Origin of the sequence: Pseudomonas sp. NY15354 (genome assembly GCF_048068075.1) — a bacterium.
Classification (GTDB): Bacteria; Pseudomonadota; Gammaproteobacteria; order Pseudomonadales; family Pseudomonadaceae; genus Aquipseudomonas; species Aquipseudomonas guariconensis_C.
The window spans coordinates 1-20,552 of record NZ_JBLUPV010000050.1; the positions used below are offsets into that span (position 1 = coordinate 1).

Annotated in this window: 16 protein-coding genes and 1 tRNA gene; 7 read left to right on the plus strand and 10 right to left on the minus strand. The window is 63.8% G+C overall.

From position 1 onward, the window contains the following. The coding region (locus tag ACNFCH_RS25220; RefSeq protein ID WP_416742658.1) for a hypothetical protein at window positions 1-96 on the plus strand (96 nt) is incomplete at its 5' end. A gap of 115 nt (window positions 97-211) precedes the next feature. On the opposite strand, the gene ACNFCH_RS25225 is transcribed toward ACNFCH_RS25220, so the two are convergent. Then, on the minus strand, window positions 212-454 hold the full coding sequence (locus ACNFCH_RS25225; protein WP_196163993.1) for a DUF465 domain-containing protein: 243 nt from the start codon (window positions 452-454) through the stop codon (window positions 212-214). 285 nt (window positions 455-739) lie between these two features. Between ACNFCH_RS25225 and ACNFCH_RS25230 the strand changes: the two genes are divergently transcribed. After that, window positions 740-814 (plus strand) — tRNA-Gln (locus tag ACNFCH_RS25230). Window positions 815-989: 175 nt separating this feature from the next. On the opposite strand, the gene ACNFCH_RS25235 is transcribed toward ACNFCH_RS25230, so the two are convergent. The 3 genes from ACNFCH_RS25235 to ACNFCH_RS25245 form a co-directional block, all read right to left on the minus strand. Continuing rightward, window positions 990-2,138: a M14 family metallopeptidase gene (locus ACNFCH_RS25235; protein WP_337159008.1), complete on the minus strand. Its 1,149-nt coding sequence runs from the start codon at window positions 2,136-2,138 to the stop codon at window positions 990-992. A gap of 216 nt (window positions 2,139-2,354) precedes the next feature. After that, window positions 2,355-2,867, minus strand: a complete 513-nt coding sequence (locus ACNFCH_RS25240; protein ID WP_416744385.1) for a DUF4880 domain-containing protein — start codon at window positions 2,865-2,867, stop codon at window positions 2,355-2,357. 431 nt (window positions 2,868-3,298) lie between these two features. Next, window positions 3,299-3,616, minus strand: a complete 318-nt coding sequence (locus tag ACNFCH_RS25245; protein WP_416744387.1) for a hypothetical protein — start codon at window positions 3,614-3,616, stop codon at window positions 3,299-3,301. 130 nt (window positions 3,617-3,746) lie between these two features. On the opposite strand from ACNFCH_RS25245, the gene ACNFCH_RS25250 reads away from it, so the two are divergent. Next, window positions 3,747-4,400 carry a LexA family protein gene (locus ACNFCH_RS25250; protein WP_337159009.1) on the plus strand — a complete coding sequence of 218 codons (654 nt, stop codon included), beginning with the start codon at window positions 3,747-3,749 and terminating at the stop codon, window positions 4,398-4,400. A 53-nt stretch (window positions 4,401-4,453) separates the two neighbouring features. Here the strand turns inward: ACNFCH_RS25250 and ACNFCH_RS25255 are convergent, their stop codons facing one another. Genes ACNFCH_RS25255 through ACNFCH_RS25270 form a run of 4 tightly spaced genes read right to left on the minus strand, consistent with a single transcriptional unit; the run spans window position 4,454 to window position 10,009 of the window. After that, window positions 4,454-6,406, minus strand: a complete 1,953-nt coding sequence (locus ACNFCH_RS25255; protein ID WP_416744389.1) for an acetyl/propionyl/methylcrotonyl-CoA carboxylase subunit alpha — start codon at window positions 6,404-6,406, stop codon at window positions 4,454-4,456. Continuing rightward, on the minus strand, window positions 6,403-7,215 hold the full coding sequence (locus tag ACNFCH_RS25260; protein WP_337159005.1) for a gamma-carboxygeranoyl-CoA hydratase: 813 nt from the start codon (window positions 7,213-7,215) through the stop codon (window positions 6,403-6,405). The genes ACNFCH_RS25255 and ACNFCH_RS25260 overlap by 4 nt, the downstream gene beginning before the upstream one ends. Before the next feature lie 3 nt (window positions 7,216-7,218). Beyond that, on the minus strand, window positions 7,219-8,826 hold the full coding sequence (locus tag ACNFCH_RS25265; RefSeq protein WP_337159004.1) for a carboxyl transferase domain-containing protein: 1,608 nt from the start codon (window positions 8,824-8,826) through the stop codon (window positions 7,219-7,221). Between the two features lie 19 nt (window positions 8,827-8,845). Further along, window positions 8,846-10,009, minus strand: a complete 1,164-nt coding sequence (locus ACNFCH_RS25270) for an isovaleryl-CoA dehydrogenase (protein WP_070092709.1) — start codon at window positions 10,007-10,009, stop codon at window positions 8,846-8,848. Window positions 10,010-10,271: 262 nt separating this feature from the next. Between ACNFCH_RS25270 and ACNFCH_RS25275 the strand changes: the two genes are divergently transcribed. After that, entirely contained in the window at window positions 10,272-11,942 is a 1,671-nt protein-coding gene (locus ACNFCH_RS25275; RefSeq protein ID WP_416744392.1) for an AMP-binding protein, read from the plus strand. Between the two features lie 226 nt (window positions 11,943-12,168). Here ACNFCH_RS25275 and ACNFCH_RS25280 read toward each other — a convergent pair whose 3' ends face one another. Then, entirely contained in the window at window positions 12,169-12,336 is a 168-nt protein-coding gene (locus tag ACNFCH_RS25280; RefSeq protein ID WP_337159002.1) for a hypothetical protein, read from the minus strand. A 135-nt stretch (window positions 12,337-12,471) separates the two neighbouring features. Between ACNFCH_RS25280 and ACNFCH_RS25285 the strand changes: the two genes are divergently transcribed. The 3 genes from ACNFCH_RS25285 (at window position 12,472) to glgB (ending at window position 20,321) form a co-directional block, all read left to right on the plus strand. After that, window positions 12,472-14,490, plus strand: a complete 2,019-nt coding sequence (locus ACNFCH_RS25285) for an alpha-1,4-glucan--maltose-1-phosphate maltosyltransferase (protein ID WP_337159001.1) — start codon at window positions 12,472-12,474, stop codon at window positions 14,488-14,490. A 132-nt stretch (window positions 14,491-14,622) separates the two neighbouring features. After that, window positions 14,623-17,934 carry a maltose alpha-D-glucosyltransferase gene (treS, locus tag ACNFCH_RS25290; RefSeq protein WP_337159000.1) on the plus strand — a complete coding sequence of 1,104 codons (3,312 nt, stop codon included), beginning with the start codon at window positions 14,623-14,625 and terminating at the stop codon, window positions 17,932-17,934. 176 nt (window positions 17,935-18,110) lie between these two features. Further along, complete coding sequence (gene glgB, locus ACNFCH_RS25295) at window positions 18,111-20,321, plus strand: 1,4-alpha-glucan branching protein GlgB (protein WP_337158999.1); 2,211 nt, start codon at window positions 18,111-18,113, stop codon at window positions 20,319-20,321. Between the two features lie 151 nt (window positions 20,322-20,472). Here the strand turns inward: glgB and ACNFCH_RS25300 are convergent. Further along, window positions 20,473-20,552 (minus strand): IS3 family transposase (locus tag ACNFCH_RS25300; RefSeq protein WP_416743009.1); only part of this gene is annotated, 80 nt, incomplete at its 5' end.

Here is a 20,552-nt window from a genome sequence, read left to right on the forward strand (position 1 = left end):
TACGATGCGTTGGGGGATATCTCGACGCTGGCCGATCCTGGGGTGGTGCAGCATCTGATCGATACCCACAAGGCGATGGCGTTGGCGTCGGCTTGAGATCGGGCGGGGCCGTTTGGCGGCCCTTTCGCGGCACGAGGCCGCTTCTACGGCTATCACCAAGCCCTGGAGTCGGCTTGCCCCGCGAACGGGCCGCATAGCAGCCCCAGGGCGTTCAAGCCTTACGCTCGAGCTGCCGCTCGATCATGTACTTCACCGCCAGGCGCCGCTCCTTGAGGCGGCGCAGATCATCGTCATCGGCAATGCCTGCCGAGATAGACTCGGCGGCCAACACCTGGTTGTCGATGTCCATGTATTCATCCAGCAACCGATCCAGCTCCTTGTCCTCTTGGCGCCTCTGCTGAACGATTTCGCGGGGGTAGTGCAGGTCTTGGTAAAGGTCATGGGAAACTGGCATGGCGCCCTCCTTGTAATGCGCAGGTTTTGCTTACCTGATTGGAAGGGGCGAATAGGCTGTTGTTAAAGCGAGGCGCAAAAAATACGACGGATGGCCAGGGCAGATTGCGATGCTGAACCAGGTCTGGGAACTAACTTGCTGTTTTAAGGCAATTTTTTTCACTCCAGGGGTTCCCAGGTAAAGAGAGTGTTGGTATAGTGCCGCCCATTCCAGCACAGCGGCTCAACGTCGTTGTCAGCGAACCGTCAGAGCGACAGTGCTTCTGCACTCGTCGCATCCGATTACAGGGGCGTCGCCAAGCGGTAAGGCAGCAGGTTTTGATCCTGCCATGCGTTGGTTCGAATCCAGCCGCCCCTGCCATTTCTCTCAAAAATCCCTCTCGATTTTATGTGTGCGTAGCGCACAGTCCCTTTCTAGTCTTTCGTTTTCAAACCATTCGGTTTCGTGGCGCCAATCCGGCCGCCATCGCGGAACAAGGCGCAGCACTGGCTCCCTGTAGGAGCGGGCTTGTCCCGCGATCGCGTCAGACGAGGCTTTAACGCAAATCCTTGACCATCTTCGACAAGGTTTCCAGCACTGCACCGGCCAGCGCTTTGGAACGCTCGCCCGACCAGCCAGTGATGGCGTTGGGCGCGTCGTCGTGGTCCTTGAAGGGCATCTCCAGCGTCAGCGACAGGCAGTCATAGGCCTGGCCCACGGCATTGCAGGCCAGGGTCATGTTGGCCTGGCCAGGCTCGTCGCGGGTATAGCCATGCACGGTCTGGAAGTCCGGGGTGATGCTGCAAAGCGTCGTACGGAACTGCTCTTCCAGCTTCGCCAGACGTGGCGAATAGCCCGGATTGCCTTCACAGGCAGCGGTGAAGACGTGGGGGATTTCCTCATCGCCGTGGACGTCGATGAACGCATCCACACCGTGTTGCTTCATCTGGCTCTGGGCGAAGAACACCTCGGGGCTGAGCTCGACGCTGGCATCCTGCCAGGCGCGGTTGAGGTCCTTGCCCTTGAAGTTGGTGCGCAGGTGGCCGAGGAAGGCGCCATCAGGGTTCATGTTGGGTATCAGGTACAGGTCGGCAGCGGCCAGCAGCGCCTGGACGGTGCTGTCGTTGGCTTGCAGGCGGTCGATCACGCCCTCCATGAACCACTCGGCCATGTGCTCGCCCGGATGCTGCTGGGCGATCAGCCACAGCTTGCGTTTACCCGGTGCGCCGTCGCCTGCGCGCAGCAGCGGGATGTCGCGGCCTTGCACGCTACGACCACAGGCCAGCAGCTCGACATTCGGCAGTTGCTTGGCGCGTTCGATCAGTTGGTTGTGGCGGGCACGCGGGTAGGGTTCGAAATAGGCGAACCAGGCTTGGGGGGCTTGGGCTTGCAGTTCGAACACCAAGGCTTGGCCGTCGAACTGGCTGGGGATGCGAAACCAGTGCTGCTGATCATAGGACGCCACGGCTTGATAGCCGTGCCAGGCCTTGTTGTAGGAGGACTGGCTGGCGTTGTCCAGGCTGAAACGGTGGGTATGGCCCGGCGTCAGGCCACTGGCCTTGAAGTGGAACCACTGGAAATGGCCACTGTTGGTGTCGGGGCGGATCGCCAGGCGCACCCGGCTCGGGTCGCGGGTGTCCAGTACCTGAATATTGCCGGAATCGAAATCGCAGTCGATCTGCAGCGGGGACAGCGTCACGGTCATTGCCAGACTCCTGTGGCTTTGTTGTGGCGTTACTCTACACCGCTTGGCTCGAATGCTGGGTGACTAAATCCTTGTAGGAAATGGCTGGGCTGTAAGCGGCGAGGGCGGCTGCTCTGGATTGCAGGGCCGAACTCATTCGCGGGTAAACCCGCTCCTACCAAGATCACCGTCGAGCGGGTTTGCCCGCGAATAGGCAATACAACGCAGTTGGTGGGATCAGGCCCAGAACGCGAAAAGCGCCAGTGCCGCAACGCCCAGGCCGACGGCCACCGAGCAGCCGCCCAGCGACAATGCCGCCCGGCCATGGCGGTACCAGCCGTCATGGCCCAACTGGCGAGCAGGGGCGAGCAGGCTGCGCCAGCGCAGTTCGGTGTCGTGGAAGGCGTGCAGGTGGTCCGGAACGGTGTCCAGCCAGCGGCGAAAATCGATACGTTCGCAGGCGGTGGCTTCCGGACTTTGCAAGTGGATGTACCACTGTCCTGCAGTACGGGCGAGGGCGTTGCCTGGTGCGCAGGTGGTCTGTAGGGCTTGGTTCAGGTGGCGCTCGACGGCCAGCAAGGGCAGGTCGAGGCGCTGGGCGATGCTGGCCAGGTCCAGTTGGTCGAGGCGATTGAGCAGAAAGACCTGTTGCACGCGTCGGGGCAAGCGCTTCAGGGCGTGGAGCTGGGCGTCTACGTGAGGTGCTCGCGGGGCGGTGTCTTGTTCAAGGGGCAGTAGCAGACGGGCCATGGACAGCTCCTTGCTCAAGGTGGGAGGAGGGGGCATCTTCCTTGATGCGCCGATAGATTAGTCGTAACGATATTGATTCTCAAGTGCTGATTTCGCAAAACGCTGTAACACCCGTTCACGAATTGACACACCTTTGCTATCATCGTGACCATCAAGCGGTACCGATCTTCATTAGCCTGAAGAGCCAAAAAAAGACCCGGCAAAAAGCCGGGTCAAAAACCGTGATTAGCCTGATGAGGAGATAATCTGAGAGTCCGACCTAAGGGCTGTCAGGTTATCCAGCGGGTCTCGCGACCAGCTGAGCGCATTAATAATCGTTATCATTTGCCAGTCAAATGAATTTTCTCCTACCTGGTAAAAAAATATTACCGGGTCATGTCTCAATTGCCGAAAAACGGGCTCTTCACCGCTCGTCGGCTATCACGTCTCCTTCATCTTTCGGTCTTTCCTGACGCCTGCTCATGCTCCAGCAGCGCCCTGGCCATATTCATCATGTGCATCAAGGCGAACATCACTTCCCGGGTCATGCCTTGGGGCTGGTGATTGGCGGTTTCGTGGGCGGTGGCCGCCGCACAGCGCAACAGAGCCAGGGCATGGTCACGGGCCTGTACGGCGCTTACGCCTTCGTGCAGTGTCCAGATCTTGGTGTCCAGATTGGGCCGGGGCGGGGAGGGATTGAGGTAGTAGTCCAGGGCGCGGCGGGCTGCTTCGCTGTCGAGATCTGTTTCGTCGTTTTTCGATGGTTTCATCCTGATACCTGTTGAGATTCACTTGGGAGTGGTGAATACGGAGCATAGGTCAGCATGTATTATTTATCTCATTGAAGATAATTCGGGATGTGTATTGATGCGGCAGGTGCAGTCCGTATTGTTCTCCGCCATGGAAAACTGGAACGAATTTCTCGCGCGCTACAAGCGTGAACACAAGCTCAACCAGCTCAAGCTCGCCGAACGTCTGGGGATGACCCAGGGCGGTGTAGGTCATTGGTTGCGCGGTACCCGAAAACCCACGCTGGCGACGATCAACGAAAAGCTGGAAAAGCTCGGGTTGGTGTACCTGCAGGCTCAAGTCATGGTGGTGGAGCGCAACCTGTTGCGTGAAACGCCTGGGGTCTACGCGCCAGGACGGCCGATATCGGGCGAAGCCTTGCGCTATGCCAGTTTTCGACTTCCGGTGCTGGCTTGGAGCGATCTACAGGGCACATTGCCTGAAACCGCCGATGTGCATGAGCAGAGCGACTACATGCCAGCCGGTAACGCATTCTGGCTACCGGTTGAAAACGACTCGATGAATGCCGCAAGCGGTACGAGTGTGCCTCAGGGGATGCTCATCCTGGTGGATACCGGTCTGGATGTGATACCTGGCAAACTGGTGATCGCCCGCCAACCGGGGAAGGCCGCGGTGCTGAGGCAACTGATCGAGGAAGGGGGGGAGCGAATGCTCAGGCCGCTCAACACCCGCTACCCCACTGTCCTGTGCGAAGAGGGCTGCGAGTTTCTCGGAGTCGTGGTCCGGGTGCACGGCAAGTTCTGATTTGCAGAGGCCGCTATCCTCCTATCGTGGGCAGGATAGCGGCCCCTTTGTGCTTACTCCGTCAACTCCACCAGCACCGACCCTTCGCTGACCATATCTCCCTCCTGGCAGAACAGCGCCTTGACCGTGCCGTCATGGGGCGCGCGGATGCTGTGTTCCATCTTCATCGCTTCGAGCACCACCAGCGCGGTGCCAGCCTCCACGGCCTGGCCCGGTTCCACCAGCACACGCACGATACTGCCGTTCATGGGCGCGCTCAGGCCGCCTTGGTGGCTGTGGCTGGCTTCGGCCTCGGCAATCGGGTCGTAGGCGCTGACCGCGTGCATTTCGCCATTCCATTGCAGATACAGGGCATCGCCCCGGCGAATGGCCAGGTGGCGGCGACGCAGGCCATCGTGCTCATGGCACAGGTGCTCACCCTGCAGTTGCCAGGTGGATGGTGCGCTGTATTCCAAGGCCACCGCCTGATCCTGCCCACCACTGACCAGGTGCAGGCTGCTGCGCGCCGGCAGTCCCAGGCGCAAGCCATCATGCCGTGCCCAGGGCGAGCTGGGATCGTCCTGGCGCTGTAGTGTGGGGCTGCCCTGCAGCCAGGCCTCGGCAGCGGCTTGCCAGAAGTCCGCTGGCAAGGCAGCGGGTGCTGGCAACAGCTCGGCCTGGTGACGTGGAATGAAGCCTGTGTCCAGTTCGGCCGCGGCGAAGGCCGGGTGCGCCAGGATGCGGCGCAGGAAAGCGATGTTGGTCTTCAGCCCGCCGATGGCGAACTCATCGAGCATGGCCAGAAGACGCAGGCGGGCTTGTTCGCGGTCCTGGCCCCAGGCAATCAGCTTGCCCAGCATGGGGTCGTAGAACGGCGAGACGACATCCCCCTCACTGACGCCGCTGTCCACCCGGCGGCCTTCGCCTGGGGCCGATTCGCGGTACAGCGCCAGGGTGCCTGTGGCCGGCAGGAACTCATTGGCCGGATCTTCGGCGTACAACCGCACTTCGATGGCATGACCGATCAGCGGCACCTGTGCCTGGGTGATCGGCAGCGGCTCGCCACAGGCCACGCGAATCTGCCAGGCCACCAAGTCCAGGCCAGTGATGGCTTCGGTGACCGGGTGTTCCACTTGCAGGCGGGTGTTCATCTCCATGAAGAAGAACTCGCCGCGGGCATCGAGCAGGAACTCCACTGTACCGGCGCCGACATAGCCGATGGCCTGAGCGGCGCGTACCGCCGCCTCACCCATGGCCTGGCGCAGGTCGGCAGACAGGCCCGGGGCAGGGGCTTCTTCGACCACCTTCTGGTGACGGCGCTGGATCGAGCAGTCGCGCTCGTTGAGGTAGAGGCAGTTGCCGTGCTGATCGGCGAACACCTGGATTTCCACGTGGCGAGGCTTGAGCACGTATTTTTCCACCAGCATGCGTGCATCGCCGAACGACGATTGCGCCTCACGCTGCGCCGAGGCCAGGGCGTCGGCCAACTGGCTTTCTTCCTCGACCACCTTCATGCCCTTGCCGCCGCCGCCAGCACTGGCCTTGAGCAGCACGGGGTAGCCGATACGCTCTGCGGCGGCGCGGAAGGTTTCCAGGTCCTGGGCATCGCCGTGATAACCCGGCACCAGGGGGACACCGGCGCTTTCCATCAGCGCTTTGGCCGCCGATTTGCTGCCCATTGCGTCGATGGCGCTGGCCGGTGGGCCGAGGAAGATCAGCCCGGCTTGTTCGATGGCGCGGGCAAACCCTGCGTTCTCCGAGAGAAAGCCATAGCCCGGGTGGATGGCCTGGGCGCCGCTGGCCTTGGCGGCGGCGATGAGCTTGTCGATCACCAGGTAGCTTTCGGCAGCCTTGGTGCCGCCCAGGTCGATGCGGATGTCTGCCTCGCGGCTGTGGCGGGCGTCGCGGTCGGTGGCGCTGTGCACGGCGACGGTGGTCAGGCCCATGGCCTTGGCGGTGCGCATGACCCGGCAGGCGATCTCGCCGCGGTTGGCGACCAGCAGGGTGGTCAGGGTGGGGCGGCTCATGGGCGCGGTTCCTTCTCGTTGGCTTGCCAGGCGGGGCGGCGTTTTTCCAGGAAGGCGCGCAGGCCCTCCTGGCCTTCGGGGCTGACGCGGATGCGGGCGATGGTGTTCTCGCAGTAACGGCGCAGGGCCGGGCTCAGTTCGCCATCGTCGACTTCGCGCAGCAGGTCCTTGGTGGCACGCAGGGCTTGGGGGCTGTTGAGCAACAGATTGTCGATCCAGGCCTCGACCTGAGCGTCCAGCTCGCTGGCCGGATAGACCTCGGCCAGCAAACCGAGCTCGCGGGCGCGCACGCCGCTGAAGCGCTCGGCGGTCAGGGCATAGCGGCGGGCGGCACGCTCGCCGATGGCCTTGACCACGAACGGGCTGATCACCGCTGGGGCAAGGCCGATGCGCACTTCTGAAAGGCACAGTTGCGCGTCCTCGGCGCCGATGGCCATGTCACAGCAACTGATCAGGCCCAGGGCGCCGCCGAAGGCCGCGCCTTGCACCACCGCCAGGGTGGGTGTCTTGAGCCGGTGCAGGGCATACATCAGCTCGCCCAGCTCCCGGGCGTCGTCCAGGTTGGTGTTGAAGTCCAGCTGCGCCGATTGTTGCATCCAGGCCAGATCCGCACCTGCGCTGAAATGCCGACCCCGGCCGCGCAGCAGCACGAAGCGCAGGCTGGTGTCCTCGGCGAGCTGGTCCAGGGCGACGATCAGTTCGCGGATCATCTGCGCATTGAAGGCGTTGTTCTTGTCTTCGCGGCTCAGCCACAGGGTGGCGAAACCGCGAGGATCCTTGATGACTTCCAGGGTGCTGAAATCGCTCATGGGTCACATCCGGAAAATGCCGAAGCGGGTCGGTTCGATCGGGGCGTTCAGCGCGGCGGACAACGCCAGGCCGAGCACGTCGCGGGTCTGCGCCGGGTCGATGACGCCGTCGTCCCACAGCCGTGCGCTGGAGTAGTAGGGGTGGCCCTGGCGCTCGTACTGGTCGAGGATCGGCTGCTTGAGCTTGGCTTCTTCCTCGGCGCTGAAGGCCGTACCGGCGCGTTCGCTCTGCTCGCGCTTGACCTGGGCCAGCACGCCGGCAGCCTGTTCCGCGCCCATCACGCCAATGCGTGCGTTGGGCCACATCCACAAGAAGCGCGGGTCATAGGCGCGGCCGCACATGCCGTAGTTGCCGGCGCCGAAGCTGCCACCGATGATCACGGTGAACTTCGGCACCTGGGCGCAGGCCACCGCAGTCACCAGTTTGGCGCCGTGCTTGGCGATGCCGCCTTCTTCATACTTTTTGCCGACCATGAAGCCTGTGATGTTCTGCAGGAACAGCAACGGAATGCCGCGTTGGCAGGCCAGTTCGATGAAGTGCGCGCCTTTTTGCGCGGCCTCGGCGAACAGGATGCCGTTGTTGGCCAGGATCGCCACCGGGTAGCCATGCAGGTGGGCGAAGCCGCACACCAGGGTGGTGCCGAACAAGGCTTTGAATTCATCGAACACCGAGCCGTCGACCAGGCGTGCGATGACTTCGCGCACATCGAACGGTTGCTTGGCATCGGCCGGGACCACACCGTACAGCTCCTGGGCGTCATACAGCGGGGCGATGGGCGCCTGGCGCTGCAGTTGGCCGAGCTTGCGCCAGTTGAGGTTGGCCACGCTGCGACGGGCCAGGGCCAGGGCGTGTTCATCGTTGTCGGCGTAGTGGTCGGCCACGCCGCTGATGCGGCAGTGCACGTCGGCACCGCCCAGGTCCTCGGCACTGACCACCTCACCGGTGGCGGCTTTCACCAAAGGCGGGCCGGCGAGGAAGATGGTCGCCTGCTGGCGCACCATGATCGCTTCGTCGGCCATGGCCGGCACATAGGCACCGCCAGCGGTGCACGAGCCCATGACCACGGCGATCTGCGGGATGCCCAGCGCGCTCATGTTGGCCTGGTTGAAGAAGATTCGCCCGAAGTGCTCGCGGTCGGGGAAGACCTCGTCCTGGCGGGGCAGGTTGGCGCCACCGGAGTCCACCAAGTAGATGCACGGCAGGCGGTTCTGCAGGGCGATGGCCTGGGCGCGCAGGTGTTTTTTCACCGTCAGCGGGTAGTAGGAGCCGCCTTTGACCGTGGCGTCGTTGGCCACGATCATGCACTCGACCCCTTCGATACGACCGATGCCGGCGATCACGCCCGCGGCGGGTACGTCCTCGCCATAGACCTGATGGGCAGCCAGTTGGCCGATCTCGAGGAAGGGCGAGCCCGGGTCGAGCAGGCGATCGATGCGCTCGCGAGGCAGCAGTTTGCCTCGCGACGTATGCCGCTCCTGGGCCTTGGGGCCACCGCCCTGACTGACCTGGGCGAGCAGGGTACGCAGGGCCTGGACCTGTTCGAGCATGGCCGCGCTGTTGGCGGAGAACTCCGTCGAACGCGGGTTGATCTGGGTGTGCAGGATAGCCATGGACGCCGGTTCCTCGTGCTCAGCGGGTTTCGTTGAACAGTTCGCGACCGATCAGCATCCGGCGGATCTCGCTGGTGCCGGCGCCGATTTCGTACAGCTTGGCGTCGCGCAGCAGGCGACCTGCCGGGAATTCGTTGATATAGCCGTTGCCACCGAGGATCTGGATCGCCTCCAGGGCCATTTGAGTGGCGCGCTCGGCGGTATAGAGGATGACCCCGGCAGCGTCCTTGCGGGTGGTCTCGCCACGGTCGCAGGCCTGGGCTACGGCATAGAGGTAGGCGCGGCTGGCGTTGAGCTGGGTGTACATGTCGGCGATCTTGCCCTGGATCAGCTGGAACTCGCCGATGCTTTGGCCGAACTGCTTGCGGTCATGGATGTAGGGCACCACCAGGTCCATGCAGGCCTGCATGATGCCGGTCGGGCCGCCGGAGAGGACCACGCGCTCGTAGTCCAGGCCGCTCATCAGCACACGCACGCCGCCGTTGAGTTGGCCGAGGATGTTTTCCTGGGGGACCTCCACACCATCGAAGAACAGCTCGCAGGTGTTGGAGCCGCGCATGCCCAGCTTGTCGAACTTGTTGCTGCGCGAGAAGCCTTTCCAGTCGCGCTCGACGATGAACGCGGTGATGCCGTGAGGGCCCTTGTCCAGGTCAGTCTTGGCGTAGATCACATAGGTGTTGGCATCTGGGCCGTTGGTGATCCAGGTCTTGCTGCCGTTGAGCACGTAATGATCGCCGCGCTTCTCGGCGCGCAGTTTCATCGACACCACGTCGGAGCCGGCGTTGGGCTCGCTCATGGCCAGGGCACCGATGTGCTCGCCGCTGATCAGCTTGGGCAGGTACTTGAGCTTCTGCTCATGGGTGCCGTTGCGGTTGATCTGGTTGACGCACAGGTTGGAGTGGGCGCCATAGGAGAGGGCCACCGAGGCCGAGCCGCGGCTGATTTCCTCCATCGAGACCACGTGGGCCAGGTATCCCAGGCCGGCGCCGCCGTACTCCTCCGGCACGGTGATGCCCAGCAGGCCCATGTCGCCGAACTTGCGCCACATGTCGGCGGGGAACAGGTTGTCGTGGTCGATCTGAGCGGCGCGGGGGGCCAGTTCGGCGGCAACGAAGGTGCGCACCTGGTCGCGGAGCATGTCGATGGTTTCGCCCAGGGCGAAGTTCAGGGTGGGGTAATGCATGCGGGGGCACCTTCTTGTTCTTGAAGTTGGGTTACACCGTAGCTCAAGGGCTTTGCGCCAGCCCTGTGGAGCGAGGGTTGCCCGCTCGCACAGGATTGGTGGTACGCCGTCCAGCCCGATATCGTTTTTCACCTTTACGTTAACGTAAACATGGCGCTCGGCACTGTCAATCGACCTGTGACCTTTACGTTAACGTAAATCTGCGCCAGAGTAGCGTCGCTTGCTTCAGTCATGCCCAGAACAACCACAAGAAGGGACATTCATGAGTCAACCAAGCTACACCCGCGGTCGTCAGGACCGCCCGTTGTTGACCCTGACCATCGGCCAGGCCTTCGATGCCACCGTGGCCCGCCACCCCGACGGCGAAGCCTTGGTCGTTCGCCACCAGGGGCAGCGCTACAGCTGGCGGCAACTGGCCGAGACCGTCGATGGCCATGCCCGAGCGCTGATGACGCTGGGTGTGCAGCTGGGCGACCGAGTCGGGATCTGGGCGCCCAACTGTGCCCAATGGTGCATCCTGCAATTGGCCAGCGCCAAGGTCGGCGCGATCCTGGTCAACATCAACCCGGCCTACCGGGTCGGCGAGCTGGAGTACGTGCTGCGCCAGTCCGGGTGCAGCTGGCTGGTGTGCGCCGATGCCTTCAAGACCTCCGACTACCACGCCATGCTGCTGGATTTGGCACCTGAACTGCACACCAGCACGCCCGGTCAGCTGACCTGCGAGCGGCTGCCTGCATTGCGCGGGGTGATCAGCCTTGCCGCCAACCCGCCCGCCGGCTTCCTGCCCTGGGCTCGCCTGATCGAGCGGGCAGGGCAGACCGACCTTGCCGCCTTCGAGGCCCGTCAGCGCAGCCTGCAGTTCGACCAGCCGGTGAACATCCAGTACACCTCCGGCACCACCGGCGCGCCCAAGGGCGCCACGCTCAGCCACTACAACATCCTCAACAATGGCTACATGGTCGGTGCGAGCCTGGGCCTGACGGCGCAGGATCGCATGGTGATCCCCGTGCCGCTGTACCATTGCTTCGGCATGGTCATGGCCAACCTGGGCTGCATCACCCATGGCAGTACCATGATCTATCCCAACGATGCCTTCGACCCGGGCCTGACCCTGAAGGCCGTGGCCGAGGAGCGCGCGAGCATTCTCTATGGCGTGCCGACGATGTTCATCGCCATGCTCGATCATCCCGGTCGCGCCGATCTGGACCTCTCCAGCTTGCGCAGCGGCATCATGGCCGGGGCCACCTGCCCGATCGAAGTGATGCGCCGGGTGATCGAGCAGATGCACATGGCCCAGGTGCAGATCGCCTACGGCATGACCGAGACCAGCCCGGTGTCGTTGCAGACCGGCCCGGACGACGAGCTGGAGCTGCGCGTGACCACGGTCGGGCGCACCCAGCCGCAACTGGAAAGCAAGCTGGTGGACGAGCACGGCAACATCGTCCCGCGTGGCGAAATCGGCGAGCTGTGCACACGCGGCTACAGCGTGATGCTCGGCTACTGGAACAACGCGCAAGCCACCCAGGACGCTATCGATCCGGCCGGCTGGATGCATTCGGGCGACCTGGCGGTGATGGACGAGCAGGGCTACGTGCGCATCGTCGGACGCAACAAGGACATGATCATTCGCGGGGGTGAGAACATCTATCCGCGCGAGCTGGAGGAGTTCTTCTATACCCACCCCGCCGTGGCCGATGCCCAAGTGATCGGCATTCCCTGCAGTCGCTATGGCGAAGAAGTGGTGGCCTGGATCAAGCTGCACCCCGGGCACAGCGCCACGGCCGAAGAGCTGCAGGGCTGGTGCAAGGCGCGCATCGCTCATTTCAAGGTGCCGCGTCATTACCGCTTCGTCGAGGAGTTCCCGATGACGGTGACCGGGAAGGTGCAGAAGTTCCGCATGCGCGAGATCAGCATCGCTGAGATCAATCTGTAGCCGATTTTCGGTATCACCCCCTCCTTGGGCGCAACGGTCTTGCTCCGTGGCGATTGCTTCGCGGGTAGAGCCGCTCCCACAAGGACCGCGTAAGTCGTGAGAACGACGCAATCCCGGTGGGGGCCGGCGCAGGCTCCGCCAGCTCCACACAGGTACGGCGGTGTGATTCAGAGCACCGCCGCCCCGCGTTCCCACTTTCCATACCGTGCTTGTCACATGACCTTGTCTATCCTTTGCCTTTCACCGGTGGCTCCTCGCTCGGCGGATCCCCCACGGTCGGCGGCACGGTCGGTTTGATCGGCAGCTCGTCCGGCTCTTCCTCCGGCAAACGCGGTGGCAGGGTGGGGGCGTCGATGTTCGGGTCGGGCGTCTCCGGTGGAATGGGAATGTTCATGCCAGGCCTCCCATGGGAATCAAGCGTCGTTGCAGGCTTTGACTTCGCCCTGCACCGTTCGCTCATTTTTTTGAACCCCAGGCAGCGCCCGCGGCTCTGAACCCTTACCGCCACTGCAAAAGGGAGCATGGTTCGATGTCCGGAAATGAGCCGTTCGATAGCGTGCCCATGGCCAACGATCACCCGGATCAGGCCCTGAGCCTGTCCCAGGCGCTGCTGGCGCCGCGTATCGTGGTCGAAGACACGCAACCGGTACTCGATGCTGGCACTTTCGCCACCAAGGCGGTACGTGGCCAGCGCGTGGCGGTGAGCAGCAAGGTCTACAGCGACGGCCATGATCGTCTGGCGGTGGTCCTGCACTGGCGCCAGGCCCACAGCCGGCGCTGGCACACCGTGCCCATGCATTCACCTGGCAATGACCTGTGGCTCGCCGAGTTCACGCCGCTCGAACTGGGCCTGCACCTGTTCTGCATCGAGGCTTGGATCGATCCTTTCGCCACTTACTGCCACGACCTTGAGAAGAAGTATCACGCCGGTGTCGACATCAAGCTCGAACTGGAGGAGGGCCGGTTGCTGCTGGGCAAGGGGGTCGAGCGCAGCAGCGGCCCGCTGCACGAGCAGCTCGAACAGCTCCAGCAACGCCTCCCGACACTGACCGCCGATGACCAGGTGGCGCTGTTGCTGCACCCTGGTACCGCCGCGCTGATGGTCGACGCCGAGCACCGTAGCTACCTGACCCGCAGTGTCGAGTTCCCCGTGGATGTGGACCGCGAGCAGGCCCTGTTCGCCAGTTGGTACGAACTCTTTCCGCGTTCGATCACCGACAGCGCCGAGCGCCACGGCACCTTCAACGATGTGCACCAGCGCCTGCCGATGATCCGAGACATGGGTTTCGACGTGCTGTACTTCCCGCCCATCCACCCCATCGGTGCCAAGCACCGCAAGGGCCGCAACAATGCCTTGCAGGCCGAGCCGGGTGATCCAGGCAGCCCGTATGCCATCGGCAGCCCCGAAGGCGGCCACGATGCCATCCACCCGCAGCTGGGCAGCCGTGAGGATTTTCGCCGCCTGGTGGCCGCTGCCGCCGAGCATGGCCTGGAAATCGCCCTGGACTTCGCCATCCAGTGTTCCCAGGACCACCCCTGGCTGAGTGAACATCCCGGCTGGTTCAGCTGGCGCCCCGACGGCACCATCCGCTACGCCGAGAACCCGCCGAAAAAATACCAGGACATCGTCAACGTCGACTTCTATGCCGCCGAGGCCGTGCCTTCCTTGTGGCTGGCTTTGCGTGACGTGGTGGTCGGCTGGGTCGAGGAGGGCGTGCGCACCTTCCGCGTCGACAACCCGCACACCAAGCCGCTGCCGTTCTGGCAATGGCTGATCGCCAATGTGCGCAGCCGCTACCCCGATGTGATCTTCCTCGCCGAGGCCTTCACCCGCCCGGCGATGATGGCGCGCCTGGGCAAGGTCGGCTACGCCCAGAGCTACACCTACTTCACCTGGCGCAACACCAAGCAGGAGCTGCGCGAGTATTTCCAGCAGCTCAACCAGCCACCGTGGTGCCACTGCTACCGGCCGAACTTCTTCGTCAACACGCCGGACATCAACCCCTATTTCCTGCAGACCTCCGGGCGCGCCGGCTTTCTGATCCGCGCCGCCCTGGCGACCATGGGGTCGGGGCTGTGGGGCATGTATTCGGGTTTCGAGCTGTGCGAAGGCACGCCGCTGCCGGGCAAGGAGGAATACCTGGATTCGGAGAAGTACGAAATCCGCCCGCGGGACTTCACCCAGCCCGGCAACATCATCGCCGAAATCGCCCAGCTCAACCGCATCCGCCGGCAGAACCGCGCCCTGCAAACCCACCTGGGCGTCGAATTCTTCAACTGCTGGAACGACAACATCCTGTATTTCGCCAAGCGCACGCCCGAGCGGGATAACTACATCCTGGTGGCCATCAGCCTCGACCCCTACAACGCCCAGCAGGCGCACTTCGAACTGCCGCTGTGGGAGCTGGGCCTGGACGACAACGCCGACACCCTCGGCGAGGACCTGATGAACGGCCACCGCTGGACCTGGCACGGCAAGACCCAGTGGATGCGCATCGAGCCCTGGCATCTGCCGTTCGGCATCTGGCGAATCGAAAAAGCCCACTAGAACGGCGTCCCCTGTGGAGCGGGTTTACCCGCGAACGCGCCAGCAGGAGCACCACCCGTATTCGCGGAACCGCTCCCACAAGCGCCACCGGACAACCGTTGCAAGCTGAATCCGAATTGAAAGGAGTCGCCCATGGCCAAGCGTTCCCGCCCACAAGCCTTCATCGACGACCCGCTGTGGTACAAGGACGCAGTGATCTACCAGCTGCACATCAAGTCCTTCTTCGACTCGAACAACGACGGCATCGGTGATTTCGCCGGGTTGATCGGCAAGCTCGACTACATCGCCGAACTGGGCGTCAACACCCTCTGGCTGCTGCCGTTCTACCCCTCGCCACGGCGCGATGATGGCTACGACATCGCCGAGTACAAGGCCGTGCACAGCGACTATGGCACCCTGGCCGATGCCCGTCGTTTCATCGCCGAGGCCCACAAGCGCGGCCTGCGGGTGATCACGGAGCTGGTCATCAACCACACCAGCGACCAGCACCCTTGGTTCCAGCGCGCCCGGCATGCCAAGCCTGGCAGCAAGGCCCGGGACTTCTACGTCTGGTCGGACAACGATCAGAAGTACGACGGCACGCGGATCATCTTCCTGGACACCGAGAAGTCCAACTGGACCTGGGACCCGGTCGCCGGCCAGTACTTCTGGCACCGCTTCTATTCGCACCAGCCGGACCTGAACTTCGACAACCCACAGGTGATGAAGGCCGTGATCGGCGTCATGCGCTTTTGGCTCGACCTGGGTGTCGACGGCCTGCGTCTGGATGCTATCCCCTACCTGATCGAGCGCGACGGCACCAACAACGAGAACCTCCCCGAGACCCATGACGTGCTCAAGGCGATCCGCGCGGAGATCGATGCCAACTACCCCGACCGCATGCTCCTGGCCGAGGCCAACCAATGGCCCGAAGATACCCGGCCATATTTCGGCGAAGGCGATGGCGACGAATGCCACATGGCGTTCCACTTCCCGCTGATGCCGCGCATGTACATGGCACTGGCCATGGAGGACCGCTTCCCGATCACCGACATCCTGCGCCAGACCCCGGAAATCCCGGCCAACTGCCAATGGGCGATCTTCCTGCGTAACCACGATGAGCTCACCCTGGAGATGGTCACCGACCGTGAGCGCGACTACCTGTGGAACTACTACGCCGAGGACCGCCGCGCCCGCATCAACCTCGGCATCCGCCGGCGCCTGGCGCCGCTGTTGCAGCGCGACCGCCGGCGCATCGAGCTGCTCACCAGCCTGCTGCTGTCGATGCCCGGTACGCCGACCCTTTATTACGGCGACGAGCTGGGCATGGGTGACAACATCTACCTGGGTGACCGCGATGGGGTGCGCACGCCCATGCAGTGGTCGCCGGACCGCAACGGCGGATTCTCCCGCGCCGATCCACAGCGCCTGGTGTTGCCGCCGATCATGGACCCGCTCTATGGCTACCAGACTGTCAACGTCGAGGCCCAGTCCCACGATCCGCACTCGCTGCTCAACTGGAACCGCCGCCTGCTGGCGGTGCGTAAGCAGCAAAAGGCCTTTGGCCGCGGCACCCTGAAGATGCTGACCCCCAGCAATCGACGCATCCTCGCTTACTTGCGCGAGTACACCGATGCCGAGGGCAACAGCGAAATCGTCCTGTGCGTGGCCAACGTCTCGCGTGCAGCCCAGGCCGCCGAATTGGAGCTGTCCGCCTACGCCGACAAGGTGCCGGTGGAGATGCTCGGCGGCAGTGCCTTCCCGCCCATCGGCCAGTTGCCATTCCTGCTCACGCTGCCACCTTATGGCTTCTATTGGTTCCTGCTGGCCTCGCGGGACCGCATGCCCAGCTGGCACATCGAGCCGAGCGAAGGCTTGCCGGAGTTGACCACCCTGGTGCTGCGCAAGCGTATGGAAGAGCTGCTCGACGCACCCTCCAGCGACACTCTGGAAACCACCATCCTGCCCCAGTACCTGCCCAAGCGTCGCTGGTTCGCCGGCAAGCAAGGGCCGATCGACCAGGTGCGCCTGAGCTACGGCGTGCGCCTGGCCACGGCCACCACGCCCGTGCTGCTCAGTGAGCTGCAGGTTCACAGTGATGGCGTGGTGCAGCATTACCAGCTGCCGTTCGGTCTGCTGCCCGAGGAGCAGATCAACAGCGCCTTGCCCCAGCAACTGGCGCTCTCGCGGGTACGCCGGGGGCGGCAGGTGGGGCTGATCACCGACGCCTTCGTGCTCGAGCCGTTCATCCGCGCCGTGCTCAGCAACTGCCAGGCACGCACCCGTCTGCCGTGTGGTGCGGGTGAGCTGCGTTTCGACTGCACCGAGCAACTGGCCAGCCTTGCGCTCAATGAAGAAAGCGAAGTGCGTTATCTGAGCGCCGAGCAGTCCAACAGCTCGGTGGTGGTGGGCGGCAGCCTGGTGCTCAAGCTGATCCGTCGAGTCAATCCAGGTATTCACCCGGAGCTTGAGATGAGCGCCTACCTCACCGCCGCCGGCTTTGCCAACATCTCGCCGTTGCTGGGCTGGGTCAGCCGGGTCGACGACCAAGGCACGCCGCACCTACTGATGATTGCCCAGGGCTATCTGAACAACCAGGGCGACGCCTGGGACTGGACCCAGAACACGCTGGAGCGCGCCGTGCGCGACGAGATGGAGCCGGCCAGCGTCGAGCCCGAGGCGCACACCGACGCTTTGGTGGAGCTCACAGGCTTCGCCGCCTTGCTCGGCCAGCGCCTGGGCGAGATGCACCTGCTGCTGGCAGCCCCCAGCGATGACGCGGCGTTCGCCCCACAGCCGAGCACTGTCGAGGACTGCGCCCGCTGGAGCACGCAGATCAGCGCGCAACTGGACCATGCCCTGGACCTGCTGGCCCGGCACCGCGACAGCCTCGACCGCGACAGCCAGGCCTTGGTCGACGACCTGGCGCAACAACGTGACGGCCTGGCCCAGCACATCGACACCCTGGCCCGCCAGGCCCAGGGAGGGCTGCTGATGCGCGTGCATGGCGACCTGCATCTGGGCCAGGTGCTGGTGGTGCAGGGCGATGCCTACCTGATCGATTTCGAAGGCGAGCCTGCGCGGCCGCTGGAGGCACGCAGGGCCAAGCACAGCCCGTACAAGGATGTCAGCGGCGTGTTGCGTTCCTTCGACTATGCTGCAGCGATGATCTTGCGCAGCGCTTCGGCGGTAGACCTCTCCGACGCTGCTCGCCAGGCTCGGCAGCGAGTTGCCCGGCAGTACTTGCACCAGTCGCGTCATGCCTTCGTCGAAGCCTATGGCCTGGCCACCGCCGCCATGCCCCACGCCTGGGAACAGGCCGAAGGCGAGCGCGCCGCACTGGAGCTGTTCTGCCTGGAAAAAGCCGCCTACGAAATCACTTACGAAGCCGAAAACCGGCCAGGCTGGTTGGCTGTGCCTTTGCATGGGTTGCATGGGCTGATCAGTACTTGGGGGGAGGGCTGAGCCTCTTTGCAGACGATAGGCGTCCTCCGTGGGAGCGGGTTCACCCGCGAAGCAGACGACTCGGTGGATGGCATCGGCTCCGCCGGTGTTCGCGACGGTTCGACGCCTCGATAAACCCGCTCCCAGACGAGGGCGTGGGTTATTTATTTCAAACATCAACGGATAGGGGCAGTGAGATGAATGCAACCACGCGTGATAACGGCGGCCTTCGGCAACGGGACCTGGATGCCCTGGCCCGCGCCGAGCACGCCAATCCCTTTGCGGTGCTCGGCCCCCATGCCGATGGCGCAGGCGGGCTGTCCATCCGCGCCTTCCTGCCCAATGCCCTGAGTGTCCACGTGCTGGCGCGCCATGATGGACGCGTGCTGGCCGAAATGGTGCAGGGCAGCCTGCCTGGGCTTTTCACCGCGCACCTGGACGAAGCCCACCCATACCTGCTGCGCATCGGCTGGGCCGGAGGGGAGCAGATCACCGAAGACCCCTACAGCTTCGGCCCCCAACTGGGCGAGATGGATCTTTACCTGTTCGCCGAAGGCAACCACCGGGACCTTTCAGGGCGTTTCGGCGCCCAGCCGATGTGCGCCGATGGCATCGATGGCGTGTGCTTCTCGGTGTGGGCGCCCAATGCCCGGCGCGTGTCGGTGGTGGGCGACTTCAACAATTGGGACGGACGCCGCCACCCCATGCGCCTGCGCCATGACGCCGGCGTGTGGGAGCTGTTCGTGCCGCGCCTGGGCGTGGGCGAGGCCTACAAGTTCGAGGTGCTGGGCCACGACGGCGTGCTGCCGCTCAAGGCCGACCCCCTGGCCCGCGCCACCGAATTACCACCGAGCACGGCGTCCAAGGTATCCGGCCCCCTCGCGCACACCTGGCAGGACCATGACTGGATGCAGCAGCGCGCCGCGCGCCACGCCTACAGCGCGCCGCTGTCGATCTACGAGCTGCACGCCGGCTCCTGGCGCTGCGAGCTCGATGACGCGGGTGAGGTATCGCGCTTCTACAACTGGCGTGAACTGGCCGAGCGCCTGGTGCCCTATGTGCAGGAACTGGGGTTCACCCACATCGAGCTGCTACCGATCATGGAGCACCCGTTCGGCGGCTCCTGGGGCTATCAGCCACTGTCGCTGTTCGCGCCGACCTCGCGCTACGGCAGTGCAGAAGACTTCGCGGCCTTCGTCGATGCCTGCCACCAAGGGGGTATCGGTGTGCTCCTGGACTGGGTGCCGGCGCATTTCCCCACCGATGAACACGGCCTGGCGCGTTTCGACGGCACCGCCCTGTACGAGTACGACAATCCGCTGGAAGGCTTCCACCAGGACTGGAACACGCTGATCTACAACCTGGGTCGCAACGAAGTGCGCGGCTTCATGATGGCTTCGGCGCTGCACTGGCTCAAACACTTCCACATCGATGGCCTGCGGGTCGATGCCGTGGCTTCGATGCTCTATCGCGACTACTCGCGCAAGGCCGGCGAGTGGGTGCCCAATCGTCATGGCGGGCGCGAGAACCTCGAAGCCATCGATTTCATCCGCCATCTCAATGGCGTGGCGGCCGTCGAAGCACCAGGCGCCTTGATCATCGCCGAGGAGTCCACCGCCTGGCCCGGCGTCAGCCAGCCGGTGCAGCAGGGCGGGCTGGGCTTTGCCTACAAGTGGAACATGGGCTGGATGCACGACACGCTGCACTACATCCAGAACGATCCAGTGCACCGCGCCTATCACCACAACGAGATGAGCTTCGGCCTGATCTATGCCTACTCCGAGCATTTCATCCTGCCGATCTCCCACGACGAAGTGGTGCATGGCAAGCATTCGCTGATCGACAAGATGCCCGGTGATCGCTGGCAGAAGTTCGCCAACCTGCGCGCCTACCTCACCTTCATGTGGACCCACCCCGGCAAGAAGCTGCTGTTCATGGGCTGCGAGTTCGGCCAGTGGCGCGAGTGGAACCACGATCATCAGTTGGACTGGTACTTGTTGCAGTACCCCGAGCACCAAGGCGTGCAGCGCCTGGTGAGCGACCTCAACCGCCTGTACCGCGAGCTGCCCTCGCTGCACGAACAGGACTGCCAGCCCCAGGGCTTCCAGTGGCTGATCGGCGATGATGCGCACAACAGCGTGTATGCCTGGCTGCGCTGGAGCAGCGCCGGGGAGCCGCTGTTGGTGGTGGCCAACTTCACCCCGGTGCCGCGCGAGGGCTACCGCATCGGCGTGCCGTTCGGCGAGTGCTGGCAGGAGCTGCTCAACAGCGATGCCGAACTGTATGCCGGGTCGAATGTGGGCAATCTGGGTGTGGTGACCAGCGAGCAGGTGGCCAGCCATGGGCAGCCGTTGTCGCTGGCCCTGAACCTGCCGCCGTTGGGGGTTCTGGTGATGAAACCGGCCTGAGGGCTTGGGGCTGCTGTGCAGCCTATCGCAGGCTTGGCCAGCTCCCACGAAGCCTGCTATTTCAGGCCTACCGTGCCACCCTTTTCGCGGGTAAACCCGCTCCCACAGGGGCACCGCCGTACCTGGACTGCCCCCCAAAAGTTGGACAATTCTAGCCAGCAACCTGAGTCCTGTATGCGACAGGACTCAGGCCATTGAGCTTCGGTTTGATGCGGGCATGGTTGTAGTAGT